The organism is Aestuariimicrobium kwangyangense DSM 21549 (assembly GCF_000421525.1).
Taxonomy (GTDB): Bacteria; Actinomycetota; Actinomycetes; order Propionibacteriales; family Propionibacteriaceae; genus Aestuariimicrobium; species Aestuariimicrobium kwangyangense.
This window is the reverse complement of sequence record NZ_ATXE01000003.1, coordinates 374,956-397,692: the sequence shown is the minus strand read 5'-3', so window position 1 is coordinate 397,692 and position 22,737 is coordinate 374,956. Positions and strand designations below refer to the sequence as shown.

Annotated in this window: 18 protein-coding genes, 2 tRNA genes and 1 pseudogene; 4 read left to right on the top strand and 17 right to left on the bottom strand. The window is 69.3% G+C overall.

Annotated elements, in window-relative coordinates:
• Positions 1–5: 5 nt before the first annotated feature.
• The 8 genes from H507_RS0111820 to H507_RS0111785 all read right to left on the bottom strand — a co-directional run bounded on the left by H507_RS0111820 (position 6) and on the right by H507_RS0111785 (position 7,534).
• Entirely contained in the window at positions 6–1,652 is a 1,647-nt protein-coding gene (locus H507_RS0111820; protein ID WP_022910911.1) for an ABC transporter permease, read from the bottom strand.
• Positions 1,649–2,617: an ABC transporter ATP-binding protein gene (locus H507_RS16570; protein ID WP_022910910.1), complete on the bottom strand. Its 969-nt coding sequence runs from the start codon at positions 2,615–2,617 to the stop codon at positions 1,649–1,651. The genes H507_RS0111820 and H507_RS16570 overlap by 4 nt, the downstream gene beginning before the upstream one ends.
• Positions 2,614–3,258, bottom strand: coding sequence for a TetR/AcrR family transcriptional regulator (locus H507_RS16565; protein ID WP_169512709.1), 645 nt, complete (start codon positions 3,256–3,258; stop codon positions 2,614–2,616). Before H507_RS16565 ends, H507_RS16570 begins: the two co-directional genes overlap by 4 nt.
• A 136-nt stretch (positions 3,259–3,394) precedes the next feature.
• Positions 3,395–3,465, bottom strand: a tRNA-Gly gene (locus tag H507_RS0111805).
• Positions 3,466–3,551: 86 nt separating this feature from the next.
• Positions 3,552–4,457 carry a hypothetical protein gene (locus tag H507_RS0111800; RefSeq protein ID WP_022910908.1) on the bottom strand — a complete coding sequence of 302 codons (906 nt, stop codon included), beginning with the start codon at positions 4,455–4,457 and terminating at the stop codon, positions 3,552–3,554.
• A gap of 34 nt (positions 4,458–4,491) precedes the next feature.
• Positions 4,492–5,457, bottom strand: a complete 966-nt coding sequence (locus H507_RS0111795) for a hypothetical protein (RefSeq protein ID WP_022910907.1) — start codon at positions 5,455–5,457, stop codon at positions 4,492–4,494.
• An 80-nt stretch (positions 5,458–5,537) separates the two neighbouring features.
• Complete coding sequence (locus H507_RS17460) at positions 5,538–6,773, bottom strand: cell wall anchor protein (RefSeq protein ID WP_022910906.1); 1,236 nt, start codon at positions 6,771–6,773, stop codon at positions 5,538–5,540.
• Complete coding sequence (locus H507_RS0111785; protein WP_022910905.1) at positions 6,770–7,534, bottom strand: hypothetical protein; 765 nt, start codon at positions 7,532–7,534, stop codon at positions 6,770–6,772. The genes H507_RS17460 and H507_RS0111785 overlap by 4 nt, the downstream gene beginning before the upstream one ends.
• A gap of 142 nt (positions 7,535–7,676) precedes the next feature.
• Between H507_RS0111785 and H507_RS16550 the strand changes: the two genes are divergently transcribed.
• Both H507_RS16550 and ald read left to right on the top strand, forming a co-directional pair.
• A complete protein-coding gene (locus H507_RS16550; protein ID WP_051139791.1) occupies positions 7,677–9,152 on the top strand; it encodes an MBL fold metallo-hydrolase RNA specificity domain-containing protein in 1,476 nt (491 codons plus the stop codon).
• Between the two features lie 99 nt (positions 9,153–9,251).
• Positions 9,252–10,366: pseudogene (gene ald / locus H507_RS16545) on the top strand (alanine dehydrogenase).
• 23 nt (positions 10,367–10,389) lie between these two features.
• Here the strand turns inward: ald and H507_RS0111770 are convergent.
• Positions 10,390–10,465: transfer RNA gene (locus H507_RS0111770), tRNA-Pro, on the bottom strand.
• 157 nt (positions 10,466–10,622) lie between these two features.
• Here H507_RS0111770 and H507_RS0111765 point away from each other — a divergent pair.
• Positions 10,623–11,645, top strand: coding sequence for a Gfo/Idh/MocA family protein (locus H507_RS0111765; RefSeq protein WP_022910903.1), 1,023 nt, complete (start codon positions 10,623–10,625; stop codon positions 11,643–11,645).
• A gap of 50 nt (positions 11,646–11,695) precedes the next feature.
• Here H507_RS0111765 and H507_RS0111760 read toward each other — a convergent pair whose 3' ends face one another.
• The 8 genes from H507_RS0111760 to H507_RS0111725 all read right to left on the bottom strand — a co-directional run bounded on the left by H507_RS0111760 (position 11,696) and on the right by H507_RS0111725 (position 21,380).
• Positions 11,696–12,406, bottom strand: a complete 711-nt coding sequence (locus H507_RS0111760; RefSeq protein ID WP_022910902.1) for a DUF4386 family protein — start codon at positions 12,404–12,406, stop codon at positions 11,696–11,698.
• Positions 12,407–12,543: 137 nt separating this feature from the next.
• Positions 12,544–13,590, bottom strand: coding sequence for a tocopherol cyclase family protein (locus H507_RS0111755; protein ID WP_040438533.1), 1,047 nt, complete (start codon positions 13,588–13,590; stop codon positions 12,544–12,546).
• 8 nt (positions 13,591–13,598) lie between these two features.
• Positions 13,599–14,459 (bottom strand): formylglycine-generating enzyme family protein, encoded by an 861-nt coding sequence (locus H507_RS0111750; protein WP_022910900.1) that lies wholly within the window; start codon positions 14,457–14,459, stop codon positions 13,599–13,601.
• A gap of 113 nt (positions 14,460–14,572) precedes the next feature.
• On the bottom strand, positions 14,573–15,385 hold the full coding sequence (locus H507_RS16540) for an alpha/beta fold hydrolase (RefSeq protein WP_157438975.1): 813 nt from the start codon (positions 15,383–15,385) through the stop codon (positions 14,573–14,575).
• Between the two features lie 58 nt (positions 15,386–15,443).
• Positions 15,444–18,731: a bifunctional lysylphosphatidylglycerol synthetase/lysine--tRNA ligase LysX gene (gene lysX, locus H507_RS0111740; RefSeq protein ID WP_022910898.1), complete on the bottom strand. Its 3,288-nt coding sequence runs from the start codon at positions 18,729–18,731 to the stop codon at positions 15,444–15,446.
• A gap of 51 nt (positions 18,732–18,782) precedes the next feature.
• Positions 18,783–20,123, bottom strand: coding sequence for a hypothetical protein (locus H507_RS0111735; protein ID WP_022910897.1), 1,341 nt, complete (start codon positions 20,121–20,123; stop codon positions 18,783–18,785).
• Positions 20,108–20,917, bottom strand: coding sequence for an Fpg/Nei family DNA glycosylase (locus H507_RS0111730; RefSeq protein WP_022910896.1), 810 nt, complete (start codon positions 20,915–20,917; stop codon positions 20,108–20,110). The genes H507_RS0111735 and H507_RS0111730 overlap by 16 nt, the downstream gene beginning before the upstream one ends.
• Before the next feature lies 1 nt (position 20,918).
• Entirely contained in the window at positions 20,919–21,380 is a 462-nt protein-coding gene (locus tag H507_RS0111725; RefSeq protein WP_022910895.1) for a ribose-5-phosphate isomerase, read from the bottom strand.
• 65 nt (positions 21,381–21,445) lie between these two features.
• On the opposite strand from H507_RS0111725, the gene H507_RS16535 reads away from it, so the two are divergent.
• Positions 21,446–22,708, top strand: coding sequence for a GNAT family N-acetyltransferase (locus H507_RS16535; protein ID WP_022910894.1), 1,263 nt, complete (start codon positions 21,446–21,448; stop codon positions 22,706–22,708).
• The last annotated feature ends 29 nt before the right edge of the window (positions 22,709–22,737 follow it).

Sequence of the window (22,737 nt, the reverse complement as noted above, 5' to 3'; positions counted from 1 at the left end):
GCCGGTCAGCGGCTGAGCAGATCGCGTCGCCGGAAGCCGACCAGTCCCCCCGCCAGCAGGACCACGGCGATCACTGTCTCGATGATGACCGGCACCAGGTCGAGCGGGTCGGAGGGCAGCCGTGGCAGATGGCCCCACGGTTGCAGATCGATCAGCCACTCGGGCAGGCCGAACAGGGGCGCCAGCCAACTGCAGAACATCGACCACCCGACCGCCACCCACGCCAGCGAGAACCAGCGCGGCGCCCACCCCAGCAGCGCCATGGCGATGCCGAGCACCAACAACAGACCCGGCAGCAGCACGGCGGCCGCCCCGAGGTAGTCACCGATCATTGACCAGCGGCCGAGCTTCGCCGCCTCAGCCAGCGGCACCAGTACGCCACTGGCGAGCGCCAGCACGACCGGCACGACCAGGGCGATGCCCAGATGACTGCGGGCGAGGGCCCATCGGGAGGTCGCCGTCGAGGCCAGCACCTCGGCGTGTCCGGTGAGCTCCTCGGCATGAAGACGCGAGAGGAACTGCACTGCAGCCAGCGAGACGACGGTCACCATGATCCCGAGCATGGCGATGTAGAACGCGTTCTTCAGTTCGCCCGTTCCGCCGAGCTTCGCCATCATCTCGGCGACCTGCGGGTTGTTCGCCAGCATCGCGTCGATCTGGCTCCCGATCGAACCCATCCCGTAGGAGAAGACCAGCACCCCCAGGCTCCAGCCGATCACCCCCGTGCGGTGCAGGCGTCTGGCCAGACCGGCAGCATCGCCCAGTCCGGGCGCGGCGTCGGCTCGTCCGAGTCGGGTGGCGCGCAACCCGGAACCGAAGTCGCGTCGCGACTCCAACGAGAACGCCACGCCGATCAGCAGGAAGCTCAGCACCATTGGGAGCAGGAGCACCCACCACCGCTCGTCCGCGTAGGGACGCACCAACTGCGGCCACTCGAGGGGGATCAACCACCGCCAGGCCTGCACCCTGACGGACGACGATCCGTCGAGCACGGCCCGGACGAGGAAGAGTCCGCCCAGAACGATGCCCGCCGCCCAGGACCGGGCCGACCTGGCCGATTCGAAGACCTGGGCGCACACTGCCGCCACCCCTGCGAAGACCCAGGAAATGGCGGTCACACCGAGCCCAGCTGCGAGGGAGCCCTTGGCCGGAGTACCAGCACCGACCATGCTGAGGGCGATCAGAACACCGAGGACGAGCGTTGCCACCATCGTCACGAGCAGTGAGCCCCCGAGAATGGCGTGCCGTCCGACGGCACCGGAGCGGACCAGTTCGGTGCGCCCCTCCTCCTCGTCGGCCCGGGTGCCGCGGATCACCCCGAAGGCGGCCACGAAGGCCGCCGTCCATCCGGTGAAGGCGCCCACCCGCCACATGGTGAAGCCACCCGCCGTGGACAGGTCGTGGGGAACACCGAGGATGGCCCGCATGGTGGGGTTCGAGCCCAGCGTGGCCATGAGTTGCTCCGGGCTGGAGCCCGGCGGTACGAGGTCGTGGTACTTCGTGACCGTCAGCGGCATCAGGGTGAGCAGGGCGAGCACCCACAACACCCAGTACAACCGGCTGCGTCGCCACGCGATGGCCGTGGTCGCGCCGATGCCCGACTGTGACATGGGCGACCACCACGGCCGACCCGGCAGCGAGAGGGTGGTCATGCCGACACCCTCCTGCCCGCGTGACGGGGACTCCGCGCACGGTCGGACGTGTGGGGTCCCATCTCCTGGCCGGGAACGGGTGAGGTGTCGTAATGCGCCAGGAAGAGCTCCTCGAGCGAGGGCGGGTTCGAGGTCAGGGCGGTGACCCCAACCTCCCCCAGCGTGGCGAGGAGGGCCGAGAGGGCGTCGTCGTCGACCTGCGCGCGGAATCTCGATCCGTCGATCTCGACGTTGTGCAACCCGGGACGGGCCGAGAGGTCGGCGGGGACGTCGCCGTCAAGGTCGGCCACCACCTCGGTGCGGTGCAGGTGGCGAAGTTCCGACAGGGTTCCGGACTCGACGATCCGGCCCGCCTTGATGATCGAGACCCGATCGCACAGCGCCTCCACCTCGCTGAGGATGTGGGACGAGAGCAGCACCGTTCGACCCTCGGACGCCTCGGAGCGGAGAAGGTCGGTGAACACCCGCTCCATCAGCGGGTCGAGGCCAGAGGTGGGTTCGTCCAGCAGCAGGAGTTCCACGGGGCTGGCCAGGGCCGCGATCAGGGCGACCTTCTGCCTATTGCCCTTGGAGTAGCTGCGGCCCCGCTTGCGGGGATCGAGGTCGAACAGCTCGATCAGGTCGCGCTTGCGGTTGCGGTCGAGCCCGCCCCGGGCGCGTCCGATCAGGTCGATTGCCTCTCCCCCCGTCAGATTGGGCCACAGGTTCACGTCACCGGGCACGTAGGCGAGCCTGCGGTGCAGAACGGGGGCGTCGCGCCAAGGATCGCCCCCCAACAGTCGGGCCGTACCCGAGTCGGCCCGGAGCAGACCGAGCAGCACCCGAATGGTGGTCGACTTGCCCGATCCGTTCGGCCCCAGGAACCCGTGGATGTCGCCGGTGGCGACCACCATGGTGAGTTGGTCGAGGGCGGTGACGGGCCCGAAGGTCTTGGTCAGGTCGGTGATCTCGATGGCTGTGGTCATGCTTGCCTCTCAGGTGGGACGGGACGGGCCTGGTCGAGCAGGTGACTGTCGGTCAGCAGGCCGTGGGTGAACAGCTCGAGGGCGGCCACCGCATAGCGCGGGTAGACGCCGGGGTCAAGCAGGGTGGTGCCGCCCAGTCGGGCAGCAATCAGCGGCCCCAGCACCGAGGCGCCGGTCGAGAAGGCGACCATGGTGGCGATGGCGGCCTCCCGGTCACTGGGCTCACGCATGGTGCCGGCGGCGATCCCTTCGTCCAGCAGTTGCGAGGTGACTGCGCAGAGCCGGTCGAAGACCGAGCCCGCCATCTCCCCACCCTGCTTCAGGGACGCGACGAGGTAGTTCATGATCGGGGCGAGCTCGGGATGGTCGGAGAGGTACACCTGCAGTTGCGGCAGCGAGCCGCCCGAACTGACGATCGACTTCTCGTCGAGGATGACGGCGGTCACCCAGTCGTCACACGCTTGGCGCAGCCCTTCCTTGCTGCCGAAGTGGTGGATCACCAATCCGGCCGACACGCCGGCCCGCTGTGCAACCTGCCGCACGGTGGTGCGGTCGTAGCCCTGGTCACCGAAGAGTTCGAGGGCGGCGTTGCGGATGCGTGCCTGCGGGGTGAGGTCCCCCGGCCGCGTCATTGAACTCATGTTCACCATGTTGAACGCTTGTTCAGCGATGGTCAAGGACCCTCGCCGCAAAAACACAGGATCCCGGAGGCTGTCGGCCTCCGGGATCCTTGCTCAACCCGATCGGAACTTCTCCTGGTCAGGTCTTCCACACCTGAGCGGATGACGGGAATCGAACCCGCGTAGCTAGTTTGGAAGACTAGGGCTCTACCATTGAGCTACATCCGCATGCCCCGAAGGGCGCCGCCCAGCATAGCCGCTGGCGCATCGGGCGGGCCAATCCGAAGCTGTCACCGACGCGTGTCAGCCGACGGTCACCCGAGGGGAACGGTGACGCTCGGGGCCTTGGCCGGAACACCGTCACCAGCGCTGGCCTGGACCCTCAGCACACCCTTCTGACTGAAGACGTCGAACGAGCCGATGTCGGTCGGGTCGATGCCCATCACCGAGGCCGCCTTGGTCAGGCCCTGCTCGATGGCGGCTCCTGACACCTCACTGCGCGCGAAGGTGCCGTCACCGAAGGGCTCGGCCTGGTCGCAGCCTGCCCAGTCCAGGGTGCCCAGCGCCTCGTCGGGGGTGCCGAAGCGGGTGACCGTGACCATGCACGGCTTGCCGTCGACACCGGTCACGGGAGCACCGATGTCCCTCACCAGCAGCTTGCCCCCCACCGTGCCCGACTTGGGCGTGGAGAAGGAGAGGTGACGAGCCTGAGGCCCTTGCACGGCCGCCACGTCCTTCAAGGCCGTGTCGATGCCAACGGCGTCCCACTGCTTGATCGGGGCGAGTTCGGCACCACTCACGGCAGTGCTCACGACCTTCTGGTTGCAGGTCACGAGCGACAACAGGGCACCGGTCGTGGTGGCCCCGACCTGGCCCTGCAGGCCCTGCTGGCACTGCTGCTCGTGCTGGGTCATGGCCTGCTCGAGGTCGGAGACCTTGAGTTCGGCTGGGGCCACCTGCTTCCAGCCGAAGTCGGACGACTCCGTCCCCTGCACCTGGGACGTCTTGCCGGTGAGCGTCGCGGTCTGCCACGCGCCATCCTTGACCGAGCGCACCCACACCTGGTCGGAGGTGACCTGCGCCCAGCCGACCTTCTGGATGCCCAGATCGGACGTCAGTTGCAGAACCCGGTCGGCCCCGGGTTTGCTGCCCCCGGTGGTGCACGAAGCCAGCAGGACCACGGCCGCCAGCGCGGCCCCGACGCGGTGAATGCTCGTCACGCGGTCACGCTAACAGTCGGCAGGGCCCACGGGCTCAGCCGAAGATGCCGCCCTGGTTGTCGAGGTCGATGCCACCGCCGCCGCCCGAGGTCGAGGTGGACGAGTGGGTGTTGCCGCTGGTGCCAGTCTGGTCGTCGACATTGGCATCGCCGGTCACCTGTGCCTTGGGGTCGGGCCACGCGCCGCCCTCCTTGAGGTTCACCACCGAGGAGGTGACCGTGGGAATGTCGGAGGCGACCTGTTGGGCAGACCCGCTCCATTCGCCCCGAGTCGTGATGAACGAGTCGAGCCAGGTGCGCAGTGCCGAGAAGTTGGCCTTGGCCGTCGTCGTCCGCTGGTAGTAGTAGAACGAGACGCAGCCGTTCGAGCTGTCGGACGATCCGGAGTCAGACCAGAACTCGAGGTTCTTGACCGGCTTGCCGGCGGCCTGCTTCACAGCCGTCTCGACCAACACCAAGGACTGGTACACGGCCTCGAAGATGCCTGCATTGACCGCTGCGGAACTGGTGATCACGGTGTCTGCGCGGTAGCAGAGCTCTTCGAGTTCGTACATCGCCTTCTGCTGGGTTGGCAGGGCTGCCTTGAACGTACGGGCGCCCTTGGAGTTCCAGTCGTCGGCCTTGAGGTGTTTGTCGATCGTGGTCTGGTAGCCGTCGAGCGTGGTGCCGACCTGGCTCCACTTCTTGGCCTTCGACATCAGCGCATCGATCGTCTGCGACTTGGTCTCGATGGAGCTGGTGAAGGTCGCCCAGATCGCAGTCAGCAGGCCGTCGGTCTCGGTGACCAGCGCATTGACCTTCTGTTCGAAGTCACCGCGGTCGGCACAGGCGGCCGCGTCCGCACCCTGCTGGGCCTCGGTGTGGTCCTTGCTCTTGCACTCCCCGTAGAGACCGTCGATCCGCTGCAGCACACTGCGGATGGCCGGCACGCCGTGGTACGTCTTGGTCGTCGAGTAACCCTCGGCGAGGGTCACCTCGACGGTCTGGGTCGGGTCAGCCATGCGAACTCCTCAACTGCTGTGCGTCGGCAGGGCCAACGCGTGGATGGCGTCGCCGGAACGTGTCGTAGCACGGACCGGTTTCACTGGTTGATCGTTGACGAAGCCTGTTGGGCCTCGGTGGTGTTGTCGCGGTACCCCTGGGCGTCCTTGGCGAGTTGCTCCGCGATGGTCGCGAAGCTCTTCGAACCGTTGGTCGACCAGCTGGTCATGTCGGACTGCAGCTTGGAGTACTCCGGGCTGACGATGGTTCCCGCGAATCCGAACTCGTCCGAGGTGGCCTGAAGCCCTTGGAGCTGTTGCGACGTCGTGCCCATGTCGGTCGAGAGCTGGTTCCAGCCGCTGGCGGTCTTCGAGATCGAGTCGGGGTCGGCGGTGATGTTCCCACTGCCCGCACCCCCGGACGGGATTGCCCCTCCGCCGGCTCCGCCCAGTCCCCCGCCCGAGCTGAGTCCTGAGCCTGTTCCGGCGCCCGAGATCCCCGACCCGGCCAACCCCGACCCGGACAAGCCGGATGCGGGGCCGGTCACGTCGGACCCGCTCAGCCCGGCACCTGTCGAGCCGGAATCCGCCCAGCCGATGTCTGCGCCGGACCCGGCACCGGTATCGAAGGGAGCGGTGTCCGTGCCGGTCCATCCCGCGCCGGGCACCCCGCTGCCCCCTGCGTCGCCACCGGACAGCCCGGACGAGGTCCACGTGTCATCGACCCCGGTGTTCGGGTACTGGTCGGGAATGCCGTCGCCATCGGTGTCGATGCCACCGTCGGCGAAGGAGTCGGGAATGCCGTCCCCGTCGGTGTCGACGCCGCCGCCTGTGCCGGCCCCGGCCGCTGAGGTGCCCCAGCCGCCGGCCAGGCCTGCGCCGCCAGCACCCAGACCCGCGCCACCACCGAGACCCGAGCCACCGCCGAGACCCGAGGCACCCAACCCACCACCGACCCCTGCGGATCCCAGGCCGGCACCAGCACCGCCGGCACCGAGGCCCGACCCTGCTGCGCCCGCACCGGCGCCGTAGCCGGCGACGCCGGGAACCACCCCTGGGGCACCGGTTCCCGTGCCACCCAGCCCGGCAGCACTCGCGCCACCGGAGCCCGCACCAGCGCGGCCCCCACCGACGGCGCCCGGAGGCATCATCATCGGCGAGCCTCCCGACTGCCCCGGGCCCTTGCCACCGGCGGCTCCATTCGGGTCGATCAGCGCCTCGTAGACGTCGAGTTCGCCGAGTTCGTCGTCGGAATCTGCGCGGTAGCCCTCATGTCCGCTCTGCTGCGCACGCCTGATGTGCTGATCGGCGCCGCGCTCGTCCGGATGGTTCGTCACCTGAATCCTCGTCTCATCATCGCCAATGCCTCATTGCGAAGCCCCTGCAGTTCACCGGTGAGTCGATCGGCCTCCCCGGGCTCGTACTGGGCGGGCTGGAAGTTCGCCAGCGCCGCCGCGTGTGCCTTGACCACCGCATCGGTGACCTCGCGTACCCGGGACTGCGCGAGCTTGCGCTCGTTGAACTGGATGCTGCCGAGATCACCGTTGAGTTCGAGGCGGATGGCGCACAACTTGTCGGGCGACTCCCCCACTGCCTCGGTGCCCCGCCACTGCCCCTCCGCCTCAGGGCCGAGGGCCCCCAGACGTTCGGTCAATTGTTCGGTGCGACGCGCCAACTCGTCGATCTGTTCCCACGAGAAAGGGCGGCTGGCCTCACGCTCGTCCACGGGGAAGAGATCGGTGGGGCTGTCGTCGCGGCCGTTGCTGTTGATGTAGGTGAAGGACGACGCGAAGGCCATCACCAACGGGGTGCGACCCAACTTCTCGCGCCAGCTGGGCGAGAGCCGCACCTTGGTGATCCGCTTGTCGTCGTCCACCCAGACGCGGACGACTCCGTAGCCGTCCGGGAAGCCATGGGAGGGCTCCCAGGGGCCACGCCCCTCGGCGAGCACGTCGACCTCGTCGTCCCCCTGCCAGTCGTCCTGGTCCACCAGGTCCTGGTCGGGTGGGGTGAATCCACTCACCGGCGCCGCCATCGGATCCAGCTCGTCGAACTCCTCGTCGAGACCCAAGTCGTCCACCTCCTGCCACCTCGTCATCGCGCCTCCTGATCGCCCCCATCGTTCCATCCGAGGGGTCCACGTCGGGTCTTCGGGAAGCCTGGACGCGCCTCCGCCGACGCGCACCGGCTTCTTGCGGCGAAGCGCGCGCGAAGACCGCGATTCGGCGAGATGCTGAAGCATGAGTCGCCGAAGCCAGCCCTTGTCAGCCATGACCCTGCAGTTCCTGGGGGCCGCCGGAACCGTCACCGGTTCGAAGTTCCTGCTCAGCCTCGGTCAGCGCCACCTGCTGGTCGACGCGGGCCTGTTCCAGGGCGAGAAGGACTGGCGTCAGCGCAACTGGGAACCCTTCCCCCTCGATCCCTCCCGGATCGGTGACGTGCTCCTGACACACGCCCACGCGGACCACTCGACGTACCTGCCACGGCTCGTCCGAGAGGGGTTCACGGGATCGGTGTGGCTGACGGAGGGCACCGCCAAGCTGGCCGCGATCGTGCTGCGCGACGGGGCCAAGTTGCAGGAGCAGCAGGCCGACGACGCCAACCGGGGAGGCTGGAGCAAGCACCGGCCCGCCGAGCCCCTGTACACCCGCCAGGACGCCGAGCGGGCGATCGCCCTGTTCCGCACGGTGGAGTACGGCAGCCTCGTCGACCTCGGGGACGGCATCGCCGCCACCTGGACCAGGGCCGGCCACATCCTGGGCTCGGCCAGCATCAACGTGTGGGCCGGTGAGTCCGAGGTGCTCGTCTCGGGCGACCTCGGGCGGCACGACCACCCACTGCTGAAGCCCAGGGTGGTACCGGAGGGGGCCCGCTTCGTGCTCTGTGAGTCGACCTACGGGGATCGCGAACACCCCGAGCCCGAGGGGGAGGAGCACGAGGGGTTCGCGGCAGCCATCCGACGGACGATCGACCGCGGTGGGCAAGTGGTCGTGCCGGCCTTCGCCATCGACCGCACCGAGATCGTGCTGCGCGCACTCACCCAGATGTTCGCGACCGGGCGGATCCCGGACGTGCCCGTCTTCGTCGACTCCCCCATGGGCCTGGCCGCGCTCGAGGTGTACTCGACGACCCATCTCGACGAGTTGCGCGAGGGCGTCACGGTCGCCGACTTCAGGGGGCTGCCCAAGTTGAAGGCGTTGCGGTCGTCGACCGAGTCAGCCCAGCTCGACCACTTCCGCAAACCCTGCATCATCGTCTCGTCCTCCGGCATGGCCGAGGGCGGGCGGGTGTTGCACCACCTGGCCAGGTTGCTGCCCTCGGAGCGCAACACGGTCGTGCTCACCGGCTACCAGGCCGTCGGCACCCGCGGCCGTCAGCTGGAGGACGGCCGACCGCAGGTGAAGATCCACGGCCACTACGTGCCGGTGAGGGCCGAGGTGGTGCGCGACCGTGAGTTCTCGGTGCACGCCGACGCGTCCGACCTGATCGACTGGCTGGCCGCGCTCAACCCGCGGCCCACGCAGGTCTTCGTGGTGCACGGCGAGCCCGAGGTGGCATCGGTCTTCGCTCGCCGTATCCGTCGGGAATTGAAGATCGACGCCGTCGTGGCGCGTCACGGAGAGGTCGTCTCCCTGGCTCCGCGGCGCGCGTCCGTGGACCCCCATGACGAGGAACTGGACTTCGAGTCCATCGTCGCCACCGGCCACACGGGCTGACCCTGCTGGCGCTGTGGTGCGGCGCCCACCTCGGGAGTAGCGTGCGACCTGCTCGACCAGCGTTGGCGAGCGAGGCCGTTCGGCGAGGAAGGCTCGACCATGCGCGTGTCAGTGCCCACTGAGGTCAAGAACAACGAGTTCCGAGTGGCCATCACGCCGGTGGGAGTGCACGAGTTGGTGCGCCGCGGCCACGAGGTCATCATCCAGTCCGGAGCCGGCCTGGGGTCGTCCATCGCCGACGAGGAGTACATCGCCCAGGGGGCCCGGCTGGTCGACGACCCGGACGAGGTGTGGGCCCTCGCCGACCTGGTCGTGAAGGTCAAGGAGCCCGTCGCCGAGGAGTACCACCGACTACGCGACGACCTCATGCTGTTCACCTACCTGCACCTGGCAGCGGATCGGGCCGGCACCGACGCCCTGCTGGCGGCCGGCACCACCGCCATCGCCTACGAGACCGTGCAACTGCCGTCGGGTCTGCTTCCCCTGCTCTACCCGATGAGCGAGGTGGCCGGCTGCCTCGCCCCCCAGGTCGGGGCCATGGCGATGACCCGCACCCACGGCGGCCGCGGGCTGCTGATGGGAGGGGTGGGTGGCGTCGCCAACGCCAAGGTGGTCATCCTCGGTGGTGGCACGGCCGGGCAGAACGGGCCAACATCGCGATGGGCATGGGTGCCGACGTCACCATCCTCGACACCGACCTCGACAAGCTGCGGTCGACCTTCTGGCGGTTCCAGAACCGGGTGACCCAACTGGCCAGCTCGGAGTTGGCGGTGCGCCACCAGGTGCTGGAGGCCGACCTCGTGATCGGCACGGTGCTCGTGCCGGGCGCTCGGGCGCCGAAGCTGGTCACCCACGAGATGGTGGCGCAGATGAAGCCGGGGTCGGTGCTCGTCGACGTGGCCATCGACCAAGGGGGCTGCTTCGAGGACTCACGCCCCACGACCCATGCCGACCCCACCTTCACGATCGAGCAGTCGATCTTCTACTGCGTGGCCAACATGCCGGGCGCGGTGCCGCACACGTCGACGTGGGCACTCACCAACGCCACCCTGCCCTACACCGTGAAGCTGGCCGAGCACGGGTGGCAGGAGGCGATGCGTGGTGACCCTGCCCTGGCCGGTGGCCTCAACACCCACGCCGGACGAGTCGTGCACCCGGCAGTTGCCGAGGCCTTCGGCATGGAGCATCGTCCGGTGGCTGAGGTGGTCGGCTGAGGGCCCCCACGCATCGGGAGCGATGGTCGGGGCGACAGGACTCGAACCTGCGGTCTCCTGCTCCCAAAGCAGGCGCGCTAGCCACTACGCTACGCCCCGTTCCGAGCGACCCGGTCGCACGGCGTCGCCCAGTCTATCCAGATCCGCGGACCTCGCTGCGCCACCCGGGACAGCCCGGCAGACTGGAGCCCGGTGAGGCCGGCCCGACCGGCCGTCCACCCCAAGCACCGATCAGAGCCGATTGCAGGAGAACCTCGTGAGCGCACCCACCGTGATGGTCGTCGGAGTCGGCGGCATGGCCCGCCACCACCTCGACACCATGATCGAACTGTCCCGGCTCGACGCCGATCGAGCGCTGGGCAAGGTGGTGCTCGTCGACCCGCTGCCCAGTTCGATCGAGGCTGGCCTGGCCAAGTTCGAGGCCGCCGGACTTCCTGCACCATCGGTGTACACCAGTCTGGACGAGGCCTTGGCCGACCCCGAGCTCGGAGTCGATCTGGCCCTGATCGCGACCCCCCACAACCTGCACCACCGGTTGGCCGTCGCCTGTCTCGAGGCCGGAATCGACGTCTGGCTCGAGAAGCCGATGGTCTGCACCGAGGCGGAAGCCCTCGACCTGATCCGGGTGCGTGACGAGACCGGACGACTGCTGGTGATCAGCTTCAATGGTTCCCTCTCACCGCAGGTGCGCAAGGCCCGTGAGCTGATCGACGCCGGCGCCATCGGCACCGTGACTGGCATCCACGCGTCCGTGTGGCAGGGCTGGAAGGCCGAGCAGACCGGCACGTGGCGCACCGACCCCGAGCAGTCGGGTGGTGGGTTCATGTTCGACACCGGGGCGCACATGCTGAACACCGTCAGCGACCTGGCCGGGGCCGACTTCACCAAGGTCAGCGCCTGGCTGGACGAGACAGACCTTCCCGTCGACGTGCTCGGCTCGATCAGCGCCCGTACCGCGACCGGTGCCATGGTCACCCTGGCCGGGTGCGGAGACACCATCACCGTCTGTGAGTCGGACGTCAAGGTGTTCGGGACGAAGGGGATCCTGACCACCGGCGTCTGGGGCGAACGACTGCTGCTGCAGACCGATCCCCGGGTCCCGGCCGAGGAGGTCGAGGTGCCCCGTGCGGTGGGGCCCTGGCAGACCGTGCTCGAGGTGCGCGAAGGCGTGATCGACAATCCCTCGCCGGCCGAACTGGGGCTGCGCATGTCCCGCCTGTGGGACATGGTGAAGGCATCGGCCGCCCGGGGCGGGGCGCCGGTCGAGCCCACCCGCTGAACCCGGGGTCGTCCGGTTCCGGTCACGTCCGCACGACGGGGAGGGGTGCCTCAGCGCACGGGAAGCGCGTGGAGGGTTCGCGTGAAGCCACGGGCCAGCAGCACCAGCCAGACCATGGTGGGCACCAGCGACAGCAATGACACCACCAGACCGACGGGCCCCACGTTCGGCGGAACCACCATGATGGCGCCCGTGATCAGTCCCACGAGGCCGACTGCCGGGCCGAGCAGGCGGTGACGCCAGATCGGCCACGAGAACAGCAGCGTGCTGGTGGCTCCGAGCAGATAACTGGTGCCGAAGGTCCCGCCGTTGTACAGGGTCAGCAGCAGTTGGCCCGACGCCACCAGCGCAGGGCGCTCCGCCTCGGTCGCGGTCTGGTACTGCGAGGACAGCGCCCACATCGAGAAGGTCGCGTCGCGGGAGACGACGAACAGGGTCACGCTGACCAGACCAGCGATCAGCGCGAGTGTGGCCAGGGTCGGCGCGTGGGGCCGCACGACCAGGAACATGGCGAGGTACAGCGGCACCATCACCAGGTAGTCGAGCGTCAGCAGCAGGTCGAGGTCGAGCATCCCCAGCAGGGGGTTGCGCTGGAACAGCGAGAAGTACTCCAGCACCGTCTGAGGCGGTGGGCTGAGCAGGTAGATGGCGGCCTGGATCGGGATCAGGCACACCACGATCAGCACCGAGACCCTCGCCAGCGCCACCATCGGACGCCACCGCCCCAGATCGTGCACCTGGTCGGATTGGTCGACAGCCATGATCCCCAGCCCCCCGGGGGATGCCGGGCCTCCCCCACCCCTGGCACGCTAACACCGCACGTGCGCCCCGGAGTCGCGCGGAGGAGGTTGCCGACGTGGACTCGTCCACACCTCGTCCTGCCTCGTCAGACGGGGATTCAGGGTGCTCCAGCCGGGGTGGGACGCCCGCCTCTCCTGGCCAACTCGCCCTGAGCCAGCGCCAACCCACCCCGCTCCAGTCCAGCCATGGCCGAGTCGGCGCTCCACACCACCCGTCCCCACTCCCGCACGACCACCCGCAGGTCACCGGTGAGGTGTTCGAGGGCGCCAGCGGTGTTGCGCTGCTCGCGCGGCAGCGGCACCGGGAGCACGTGCGCCTGACCCACCGGGGCGTGGGCGTCGACGTCGATGCGCCAGCGGGAGGATCGTCCGCTCAACTGCCAGCGATCGTCGCCGACGGTCGCCCGCACGGGCGTCACCACGGGGTCCCCCAGCCGCACGACCCTCCCGTCGGGCAATCGGACGACCAGTCCCGTGACCTCGGTGTGCAGGGGGCCGGCGCTGACCTGGCCACCGGCGAACGCCACGCAGGCACCCTCATCGGGGAATCCGTGGGCCTGCCCCCACCACCAGGCCTCGGGGAAGCCGCCGCGGCCCCAGTTCTTCTCCCCGTAGACCTGGGCGTCGGTGAAATCGAACTCGTCATCGGCCACCGTGACACGACCGGTGGCGCGCCCACCCAACAGCCAGGGGTGCCAGTACTGGTTGAGGGCCGGCACGACATGGAAGACGCTCGACCCGCCCCAGACCGGACGCGGCCACCGCAGGTCGGGCTCGATCGTCGCCTCGAGGTGAGCACCAGGCAGGTCGACCCGCAGCAGGCGATCCGTGCCGTGGAAGACGTCACCGCTGTGCGCCCCGAGCCCGTTCGGGTCGGCCCGACCATCCTCGAGGGCAGTGGTCACGAGCCGGCCGGGCACGAAACCCGTCCCCGACCCCAACGAGGAGGTCGCCACACCCACCGTTGACCACGGGCCGCGGGGCCCGCGGTTCACCCCGATCAGTGCCACCACCACCCGTGACGGCGTGGTGATCCGCCAGAAGTACCCCTCCATCGCCACCCCGTGGGCGCGCTCCGGGTTGCCCCAGGGGAGGTCGGCGCCGGTACTGCGATAGCGCCTCAACCAAGCGGGGTCCGGTCCCATGGTCGCCATCATCCGGCCATGTCGGCAGCGACCCTGAAGCCGGTGTGCCCGAGCGATGAGTCCGGGCTGGTGTGGGTTCGAGCCGAGGTGCGGTACCGGTGGCAGTACGAGGCGTGGCACAGGTACGAGCCACCCTTGGTCACCCGGTCGGCGCCCGTGTCGGGTCCGCGGGGGTTGAGTCTCGTCTGGGGACGATCGGGTCGATGCCAGGACGGGGAGAACCAGTCAGCTGTCCATTCCCAGACATTGCCCGAGGTGCAGTACAGGCCGTGCCCGTTGGGCAGGTAGCTGTTCACGGGGGCGGTGGCGAACCAGCCATCGGCCCTGGTGTTGTGGTCGGGGAACTCCCCCTGCCAGACGTTCATGCGATGCTCGCCGCCCGGCTCGAGTTCGGCTCCCCAGGGGAACCGCTGTTGCTCGAGCCCACCCCGGGCCGCCTTCTCCCACTCCGCCTCGGTGGGAAGTCGTCCGCCCACCCAGGCGCAGTAGGCCAGGGCGTCGTTGAACGAGACGTGCACGACCGGATGGTCCCCGAGGCCCTCCAGGTCCGAACCGGGTCCGAAGGGGGCGCTCCAGAGCGCTCCTCGCACCCCCCGCCACCAACCGGCGCTCGGTACCCGTCCCTCGAGCACGTGGGCCCGCGCCGTGGGGTGCACCAGGTCGGCGAAGACGAACGACCAGCCGTACCGCTCCGCCTCGGTGACGAAGCCCGTCGCCTCGACGAACTGCCCGAACTGGTCGTTGGTGACGGTGTGGGCGTCGATCCGGAACGCATCGACGTGCACCCGGCGCGCAGGACCCTCACCATCGACGACGAAGACCTCCCCGGAGTCCGATCCCATCACGAAGTCGCCTGCGGGTACGGTCACCAGACTCGCGGGAAGCTCTCCCGGGCGCGTCCCCACCCCGGGCGAGGACGAGTGAGCCGCCACGGGCCCGGGCCCTGACCCCCCTCGATCGGCGGCTGGGGCGCAACAGTGGTTCACCCGGACGACCCTACGCAGAGCTCGCGGACCGCGTCGACGATCACCTGTGGACGGTCGAGCATCATCAGGTGCCTGGAGTCGGTCACGACCTGGTGGCGGGCTCCCAGCAGCCGGGCCCACCGTGCCTGGGTCTGAACCCACCGCCTCGTCCAGCGACGCAGGTGTGAGTCTTCATGGGCGGCCGTGAGCACGATCGTCGGCAGACCGTCGGGCCAGGCTGCCCGACGCCTCAGCTCGATCAGGTCCCACGCCTGCCAGTCATAGGCGAACGACTCGGCGGTGGCCGCGGCCAAGGTGTCGGGGTCGGCGTAGGTCTGTGAGAGTCGCCCGCCCTGCAGGTTGCGGAACTCACGCGTGCTCTGCACCCAGGTACCCAGGTGCCATGCCAGACTCCCCACGGCCCCCAACGGGGCCGAGCCGGTCGCCGAGCCCACCATCCCCGCGAACCGGGCCGTACCGTCCCTCGGGGGACGCACGGGCCATTCGACGGAGCCGTCGACCATCACCACCCCGGTCACCAGATCGGGACGGGTGCGGGCCACTGCCTCGACGATGAACGAGGCCATCGAGTGGCCCACGAGCACCGCGGGCGAACCCAACCGCTCCAGGAGTGCGACCAGGGTTGCCTGCTCCTCGGCCAGGGTCGGGAGGGTGCCCGGCCAGGGGGTGCCGCCGATCCCTGGCCGGTCGTAGGAAACCAACCATTCGCGGCCGGCGAAGGAGTCGGCGACATCCCGCCAGAACTGCATGGCCAGTCCGCACCCGGCGATCAGCACGATCGGCGGTCCTTCACCGGCCCGCGTCCTCACCTGAACCGTCCTTCCACCCAGGTCGACGACTTCTCCGTGGGGTTCGAGGCCGGCCACGTCAGTCCCCCACCCTCGACCGTGGCCGCACCAGGGGGAACGCGATGGTCTCGCGGATGCTGGTGTCGGTGAGCATCATCACCAGACGGTCCATGCCCATGCCGAGGCCGCCCGAGGGCGGCATCGCGTACTCCAGGGCGGTCAGGAAGTCCTCGTCCAGCTCCATGGCCTCGGGATTGCCCCCGGCGGCCAGCAATGACTGGGCCGTCAACCGCTGGCGCTGGACGACGGGGTCGACGAGTTCGGAGTACGCCGTACCGATCTCGGCCCCGAACGCCACCAGGTCCCATCTCTCGGCCAACCGGTCGTCCTCGCGATGGCCCCGGGTCAGGGGCGAGACGTCGGCAGGGAAGTCGCAGTAGAAGGTGGGCGCCACCGTCTTGTGTTCCACGAGGTGCTCGTACAACTCGAGGACGACCTCACCCCTCGTCCAGCTGGGCGCGGTCGGAATGTCGAGCCTGTCGGCCAGCGAGACGAGTTCTCGCTGGGTGGTGTCAGCCGTCACGGTCTCGCCGATGGCCATCGACAGCGCGTCGTTGACGGTCATCACCCGCCAGGGCTGCGACAGGTCGACCTCACGGCGCACGCCGTGGTGATCGGTACCGCGCACGATGGTGTGTCCGTTGGCCGCCAGGGCGGCCTGGACGATGATCTCCTCGGCGAGCCCACGCATCACGGTGTAGTCGCCGTAGGCCTGGTAGGCCTCGAGCATCGTGAACTCCGGGTTGTGGGTGGCATCGGCGCCTTCGTTGCGGAAGTTGCGCCCGATCTCGAATACGCGGTCGACGCCGCCCACCATCAACCGCTTGAGGAACAGCTCGGGGGCGATCCGCAGGTACAGCTCGAGGTCATAGGCGTTGATGTGGGTCCGGAAGGGCCGGGCGTTGGCGCCACCGTGAATGGTCTGCAGAATGGGCGTCTCGACCTCGAGGTAGCCCCGGTTCTGCAGGGTCTCGCGCACGGCGCGCAGGGCGTGGGAGCGGGCGCGCAACTGGTCGCGGGCAGCCTGGTTGGTGATCAAGTCGAGGTAGCGCTGGCGCACCCTGGTCTCGGCATCGCTGATGCCCGAGTACTTGTCGGGCAGCGGGCGAAGGGCCTTCGCGGTGAGCGTCCAGCTGTCGGCATGGAGCGAGGGGGTCCCCCGTTTCGACGGCGCCACCTCGCCACTGAACCCGACGTGGTCGCCCAGACTGACCACGGCCACCAGTTCCCGAAGCCGCTCGGGCCCCAGCCGGCCTCGGTCGAGCAGCACCTGCGCCTCGCCGTACCAGTCCTGCAGCCGGATGAAGACGACCCCGCCGTGGTCACGGATGGCGAGCACCCGGCCGGCGACCGTGACGTGGGCGCCGCGATTGGCCAGCACCACCGCGGTCGTCGCGGCGTCGGGGACGAACGAGGCCGGGTAGGGCTCGACTCCTCGGTCGAGCAGCCCCGCCCGGGTCCTCATCCGGTGGGAGACCTGGTCGGACACCCTCACCTGGGGCAGTTCGGGAGCCGGCGGCTCGAGTGCAGCAGCGAGCCCGGGATGTTCCGACAAGCGGATGCGGGGTTGAGCCGGGAGCGGCAGAGGGCGAAGGATCCGGGGCGCATCGACATAGCCCTCCGCGATCCCCAGGGCCAGGCCGACCGTACCCAGGTCGACGGTGTCCTCGACTGCCAGGTAGCGGGGTGACCACGTGGGGCTGTACTTCACGTTCGAGCGGTAGAGCTGTTCCAGTTGGAACCACCGGGAGGCCACCAGCAGCATCCGCCGCTTGAACCTCTGCACCGGTGTCGCACCCAGTTGCACTCCCTCCTCGAAAGCGGTGCGGAAGACGGCGAAGTTGAGCGACACCCGAGCGATGTCCTGATCGCGGGCCTGGTGCATCAGGCCCACCACCATGAGCTCGTTGACGCCGTTCTCTGCCTGCGGCGATCGCCTCATCAGGTCGAGTGAGACCCCGTCTCGCCCCCACGGCACGAACGACAGCAGTCCCATGGTGCGTGCAGACCCACCGGAGGCGGCAGGAGCGAGAGCCTCGACCATGAGGCAGTCACCGTCGAGGTCATCCCCCAGCCGACCCAGGGCCATCGAGAATCCGCGTTCCTCACCACCGACCCGCCACTGGTCGGCCAGGTCGGAGAGCTGGCCCAGTTCGCTGCTGGGGATCTGACTGTGTCGACGTACGCGCACCGTCCACCCCTCACGCTGCAGGTGGTGGGCCGCCTGACGAACCCCACGCAGCTCCCGGCTCTCGAGGTCGAAGGTGGAGGGGGTCAGCACCGCTTCGTCCCCCACCCGGATGATGCGCATGCCCGCCTCCTCCCACCGTTGCGCGGCGGTGGATGAGGCACCCACGACCGCCGGCGTCCACCCGAAGGTGCGGGCCTCCTCGACGAAGGCCTTCATGACGGCGGGCCAGTGTTCGACGGCACCGATCGGGTCGCCGGAGGCCAGGCACACCCCCACCTCGACCCGGTAGGCGATGGCTGCACTGCGGTCAGGGGAGAAGACCGCCTGCTTGTCGCGGCGGGTGGCGAAGTACGACAGGGAGTCGCCGCCGTGCCGGGCCAACAGTTGTCGGATGGCGATCTCGTCGTCCAGGGCCAGGGTGGCGCGGGACCGTTGGCTGCGCAGCAGGGTCTGCAGCGCCAGGAAGAAGCTGGCGGCGATCAACGCACCGACGATGGTGGCGACCCACGGTGGCGGGATCGCGCCCTGCGGGGTCGACCCGGTTGCCATCCGGCTGAGCAGGGCGAGCAGGCGGCTTCGGGGCCGCCCCTGGCCACCGCTCAGCCAGGTGAGCACCCAGCCGATCAGCACCGAGGTGACCAGTCCCACCGCCAGCACCAGCCCTGCCTTGCGCAGGTTGCCCCGGGCCGAACGTGCCGAGAAGTCCCGCCGGCGCACGATCAGCACGACCAGGAGGCCACCCAGGGCGACCGCGCTGAGCACCAGTTCGGGGATGGTCTCGATGTCGTGGCGCTCAGGACGGTCGAAGGATGGGAGGTGGAGGGCGGCGACACCGATCAGCGCGACCGCCGTGGCCAGCCACAGCAGACCCAGGTAGCCGACCGCGATCCACCACGCCAGTCGCTTTCGCCTCATCAGCCCGACCCCGAGGACCAGCAGGAAGGCCGCCGCACCCAGTCCGGAGCCGTCGACCGGCACCAGCAGGGTGGAGTAGAGCGAGAGCAGCAACCGCACCCAGGGTGTGTGGCGGAAGAAGGTGTCCAGCACCAGAAGCGTCACACCGACGAAGAAGACGCGGCTGATGAACACGGGGGCGAAGCGGTCGCGCGGAGTCACGCCGTCCAGAATGTCACGCGGTCGATGACTGCGGAGGTGCCCCGCGAGTGCTCACCACGGCTGCCCGAGCATGAGCCATGCGATCACCTCTGGCGAGGGCTCGGCCGCCAGCAACGCGGCGGTGGCCTGCCGGGCACACTCGGCCACCGGCGCGACCCACCTGTTGAGACTGGTGACCTGTTCGGGAACCAACGGGGCCAGTGCCACTGCGACCGCCACTGACAAGGCGTCGGCGTCGACCTCGCCGGGGAGGCCCGAGCCCAGCCGCGCCAACAACCGCAGCGCGCCGGGGGTGGCCCTTCCTGTGATCAGGTCGAGTTCCGGTCCCGGCTCCCCCGCACTCAGGCTCGGGCCCCGGGCAGGATGGCCCACCACCGAGAGGGCCATCAGCGCGTGCAGCCGGGCAACCTCGGAACCCGGCGCCGAAGCCAAGCGCGGCAGGGCGTCGATGATTGCCTCCGACAGGCCGACCGAGCCCGTGTGAGCGAGTTCCCGGGCAGCAGCGGCGAGTGCCAGGGGCCTCACCGACCCGCGTGCGAGGCCCTCCTCGACGGCACCGAGCAGGTCGTCGTCCGTCCATGGTCTCGCCAGACCCGACTGACGTGCTGACTGGGCCAGCACCACGGTCGGGATCGTCAACTGCTCAGCCTCAGTCAAGGCGCGGGTGAGCACGTCGTCCAGGTCGGGCAGCGTCAGCACGGTCAGGACCGTCTCGCCGCGTTCCTCGGGGACGGTGACGTGTTGGGTTGCTCCGGGCGAGGGGGGGAGCTCGGAGCCATCGCCCAGCAGCACGGGCTCCCCGGCGCTCCTGACCAGCCGGTCGGGCCACCAGGCGGGCAGGTGCCGCAGGAGACTGGTCGGGGCGTCGACCCGCTCGACCGCCCACTCGCAGGTGCTCGCGGTGCCGGCCTGGAACAGCGGGAGGCCGGGCTCTGCGTCGGTCAGGGTGAATCCGGCGACCTGCCGGACGACCAGACAGTCGGTGCCGCGGTTGACCAGCAGGAACGCTCGCGCTCCCCCACCCCACCGCTGCACGACCGAGTCGTGGTCGAGACCGAGCCGGATCCCGGGGAGCGCGATGGGATCGCCCGTGGCACGGCCCAGCGGCGCTCCGGTGGCGTCGACCACCCGGACCCGCAGGCGCAATCGTCCACCGACCACCCAGCGCACGGTGGCCACCTCACCTGAACCGGACAGCCAGACGGTTTCCAGTTCGTCGTCGACGGCGAGTTCGGCGACCAAGCTCCAGTTGTCGTCGAAACGGACGCCCAGTCGACGGGCGATGACCCGCTCGCGATCGGCACCGGTCTCGACCAGGTCGACCAGACCCCCTCCGACCGGATGCACCCGGCTGCCACCCCAGGCGAGCGACTCGGTCAGCGGTGCTGACACGTGGGGCACCAGTAGAGGTTGCGTCCGGCGAGCGGTTCGGTGCGCACCTCGCTGCCGCACACGTGGCAGGGCAGTCCGGCCCTTCGATAGACGTACACCTCGCCGCCGTGCCGGTCGATTCGGGGAGGTCGGTCCATCGCCTCGGGGGTGTGGTCAGCCGTCACCGTGTCGATCCGTCCCATCGCCACACCGTCGGCCATCAGCACCACCAGGTCGTCCCAGATGGCACGCCAGATCTCGTGCGGCACCTGGTTGCCGGGCAGGTACGGGTCGATCCGGTGTCGGTACAGCACCTCGGCGCGGTAGATGTTGCCGACCCCGGCGGCGACCTGCTGGTCCATCAGCAGGGCGGCGATCGGCCGGGACGACGCATGCAGCCTCGACCATCCCCGCTCGGGGTCGGCGTCGGGACGGATCGGGTCGGGCCCCAGCTTGGCGATCTCGAGTGCCTGCTGCTCGACGGTGATCAGTCGGCACGTCTGCGGGCCACGCAGGTCGGCCGCAGTCGTCCCGTCGCTGATCCGCAGTCGGACCTGTCCCCAGGGGGCCCGGTCGGGGCCGATCATCAGCTTCCCGATCAGTCCCAGGTGGATCTGCACGACCGAGGGCAGGGGGACGTCGAAGCTCACGAACAGGTGCTTGCCCCACGCTTCGGCGGTGACCAGGTCGTGCCCGTCGAGGTGGGAGGCCTCATCGGCGAAGCGTCCCTGCGGGCTGCTCACCCGCACCGGGCGTCCCCCGAAGTCGGCCGTCAGGGCGTCAGCGAGACGGTGGATGACGTGTCCCTCGGGCACCTCAGGCCTCGATCGAGCCGGTCACCTCGTACGTGGTCAGCATGTCGATGCGGCGCTGGTGGCGCTCCTCGAAGCTGAACGGGGTGGTCAGGAATGCGATGGCGATCTCGAGGGCCAGTTCCTCCGGGGTGAAACGTCCGCCGATGGCCAGGCAGTTCGCGTCATTGTGCTGGCGGGTGAGGCTGGCCAGTTCCACCGTGTTGGCGAAGGCGCAGCGCACACCCTTCACCTTGTTGGCGGCCATCAGTTCGCCGTTGCCGGAGCCACCGAGGACGATTCCGCGGTCACCGGGCTGGGCGGCCACTGCCTCGGCCGCCGCGATGATGAAGGGCGGGTAGTCGTCCTGGGGGTCGAGCACCTCGGCGCCGTGGTCGACGACCTCGAAGCCGGCATCGGCCAGTTTCTCGGCGAGGTACTGCTTGAGCTCGAAAGCGGCATGGTCGGTGGCCAGATGAACGCGCATGTGTCCAGTTTGGCAGCCTCATCTGCCTTTGTCGTGGCCGCTGCCGGTTCGGTAGCGTCCTCGACATGAGCGACCTCGAACTGCGCACGCTGCCCACCACCGACGATCCGACTCCTGAGAACATCGCGTGGCTGCAGGCTGTGGCGCTCGGATTCCACGGCCAATCGCTCACCGACGAGCAGCTGAAGCGTTGGAACTCCGAGGCGCACCGACAGGGCATGCGGGCCCGGGGGGTCTACCGCTCCGACCTCCCCGAAGGCGCCTACCCCGGCCCCGTGGGTACGTTCATGAGCTACGACGCCCTCGTGAACACCGGCGGAGGGCACCTGGAGACCGCCAACCTGATCTCCGACGTGACGGTGCGCGCCAGTCACCGCCGCCGCGGCATCCTGCGCACGATGATGACCGCCGACCTGACCGAGGCGCATGAGCGAGGTCTCGCCTTCGCCTCGCTCACGGTCACCGAGGCGGTCATCTACGGCCGTTTCGGGTTCGGTGTCTCGTCGCTGCACCAACACGTGGAACTGGACGTGACCCACGACTTCGCCCTGCGACACCAGCCGACCGGGCATTGCGAGATCGTCGACGCCCGATCGGAGTGGGTGATGGACCAGCGGGATGCCCTGTTCCGCAAGACGCTCGAACGCACCCGCGGGGCCCATGACCGGCAGCTCTTCTACCGCGACCGGCTCTCGGGCGCCTGGGACTACGACCAGGGTGGCGAGAACCGCAAGTTGCGCACCGTCGCCCACTGGTCGCAGGCCGGCGAGCTGGATGGCATGGCCACCTTCGAGTACGGGGACTGGACCGATCACGAACTGGTGATCAATGACCTGGTCGCACTCACCCCGCAGGCAGAACTCGCCCTGTGGGACCACCTGGGACACCATGACCTCGTCCGCAAGGTGACCTGGCGGGTCGCCAACCCGCACTCCCCCTTGCGGTGGGCACTGGTCGACTCGCGACGACTCGAGGTCAAGGGCCACCGGGACTGCACGTGGCTCCGCGTGCTCGACCCGGTCAGGGCGCTGTCGGTGAGGGGTTGGCGCGACGACGGGACCGTCGTCATCGACGTGGCCGACGACCTCGGCTTCGCCGCTGGCCGGTTCCGCATCACGGTCGAGGGTGGCACCGCCTCGGTCGAGCGGACCCATGACGAACCCGACGCACACCTGGGCGTGCAGGAACTCGGCAGCCTCTACTTCGGAGTGGTCGAGCCGAGCACCCTGGCGGCAGCCGGGCGCGTCCACGGCACGCCCGAGGCGATCGCCCGACTCGACGACCTCTTCGAGGTGGACGACCAGGCGTTCAACAACTCGCACTTCTGAGGACGCTGCCGCACCCGTGCAGGCGTGAC

Excerpts from the sequence above, each read along its gene's own strand:
- H507_RS0111760 (WP_022910902.1), bottom strand. The coding sequence starts at position 12,406 with ATGGCTGTCGACCAATCCGACCAGGTGCACGATCTGGGGCGGTGGCGT.
- H507_RS16570 (WP_022910910.1), bottom strand. The coding sequence starts at position 2,617 with ATGACCACAGCCATCGAGATCACCGACCTGACCAAGACCTTCGGGCCC.
- H507_RS0111820 (WP_022910911.1), bottom strand. The coding sequence starts at position 1,652 with ATGACCACCCTCTCGCTGCCGGGTCGGCCGTGGTGGTCGCCCATGTCA.
- H507_RS0111785 (WP_022910905.1), bottom strand. The coding sequence starts at position 7,534 with ATGACGAGGTGGCAGGAGGTGGACGACTTGGGTCTCGACGAGGAGTTC.
- H507_RS16550 (WP_051139791.1), top strand. The coding sequence starts at position 7,677 with ATGAGTCGCCGAAGCCAGCCCTTGTCAGCCATGACCCTGCAGTTCCTG.
- H507_RS0111795 (WP_022910907.1), bottom strand. The coding sequence starts at position 5,457 with ATGGCTGACCCGACCCAGACCGTCGAGGTGACCCTCGCCGAGGGTTAC.
- H507_RS0111725 (WP_022910895.1), bottom strand. The coding sequence starts at position 21,380 with ATGCGCGTTCATCTGGCCACCGACCATGCCGCTTTCGAGCTCAAGCAG.
- H507_RS16535 (WP_022910894.1), top strand. The coding sequence starts at position 21,446 with ATGAGCGACCTCGAACTGCGCACGCTGCCCACCACCGACGATCCGACT.
- H507_RS0111755 (WP_040438533.1), bottom strand. The coding sequence starts at position 13,590 with ATGGGACCGGACCCCGCTTGGTTGAGGCGCTATCGCAGTACCGGCGCC.
- H507_RS16565 (WP_169512709.1), bottom strand. The coding sequence starts at position 3,258 with ATGAGTTCAATGACGCGGCCGGGGGACCTCACCCCGCAGGCACGCATC.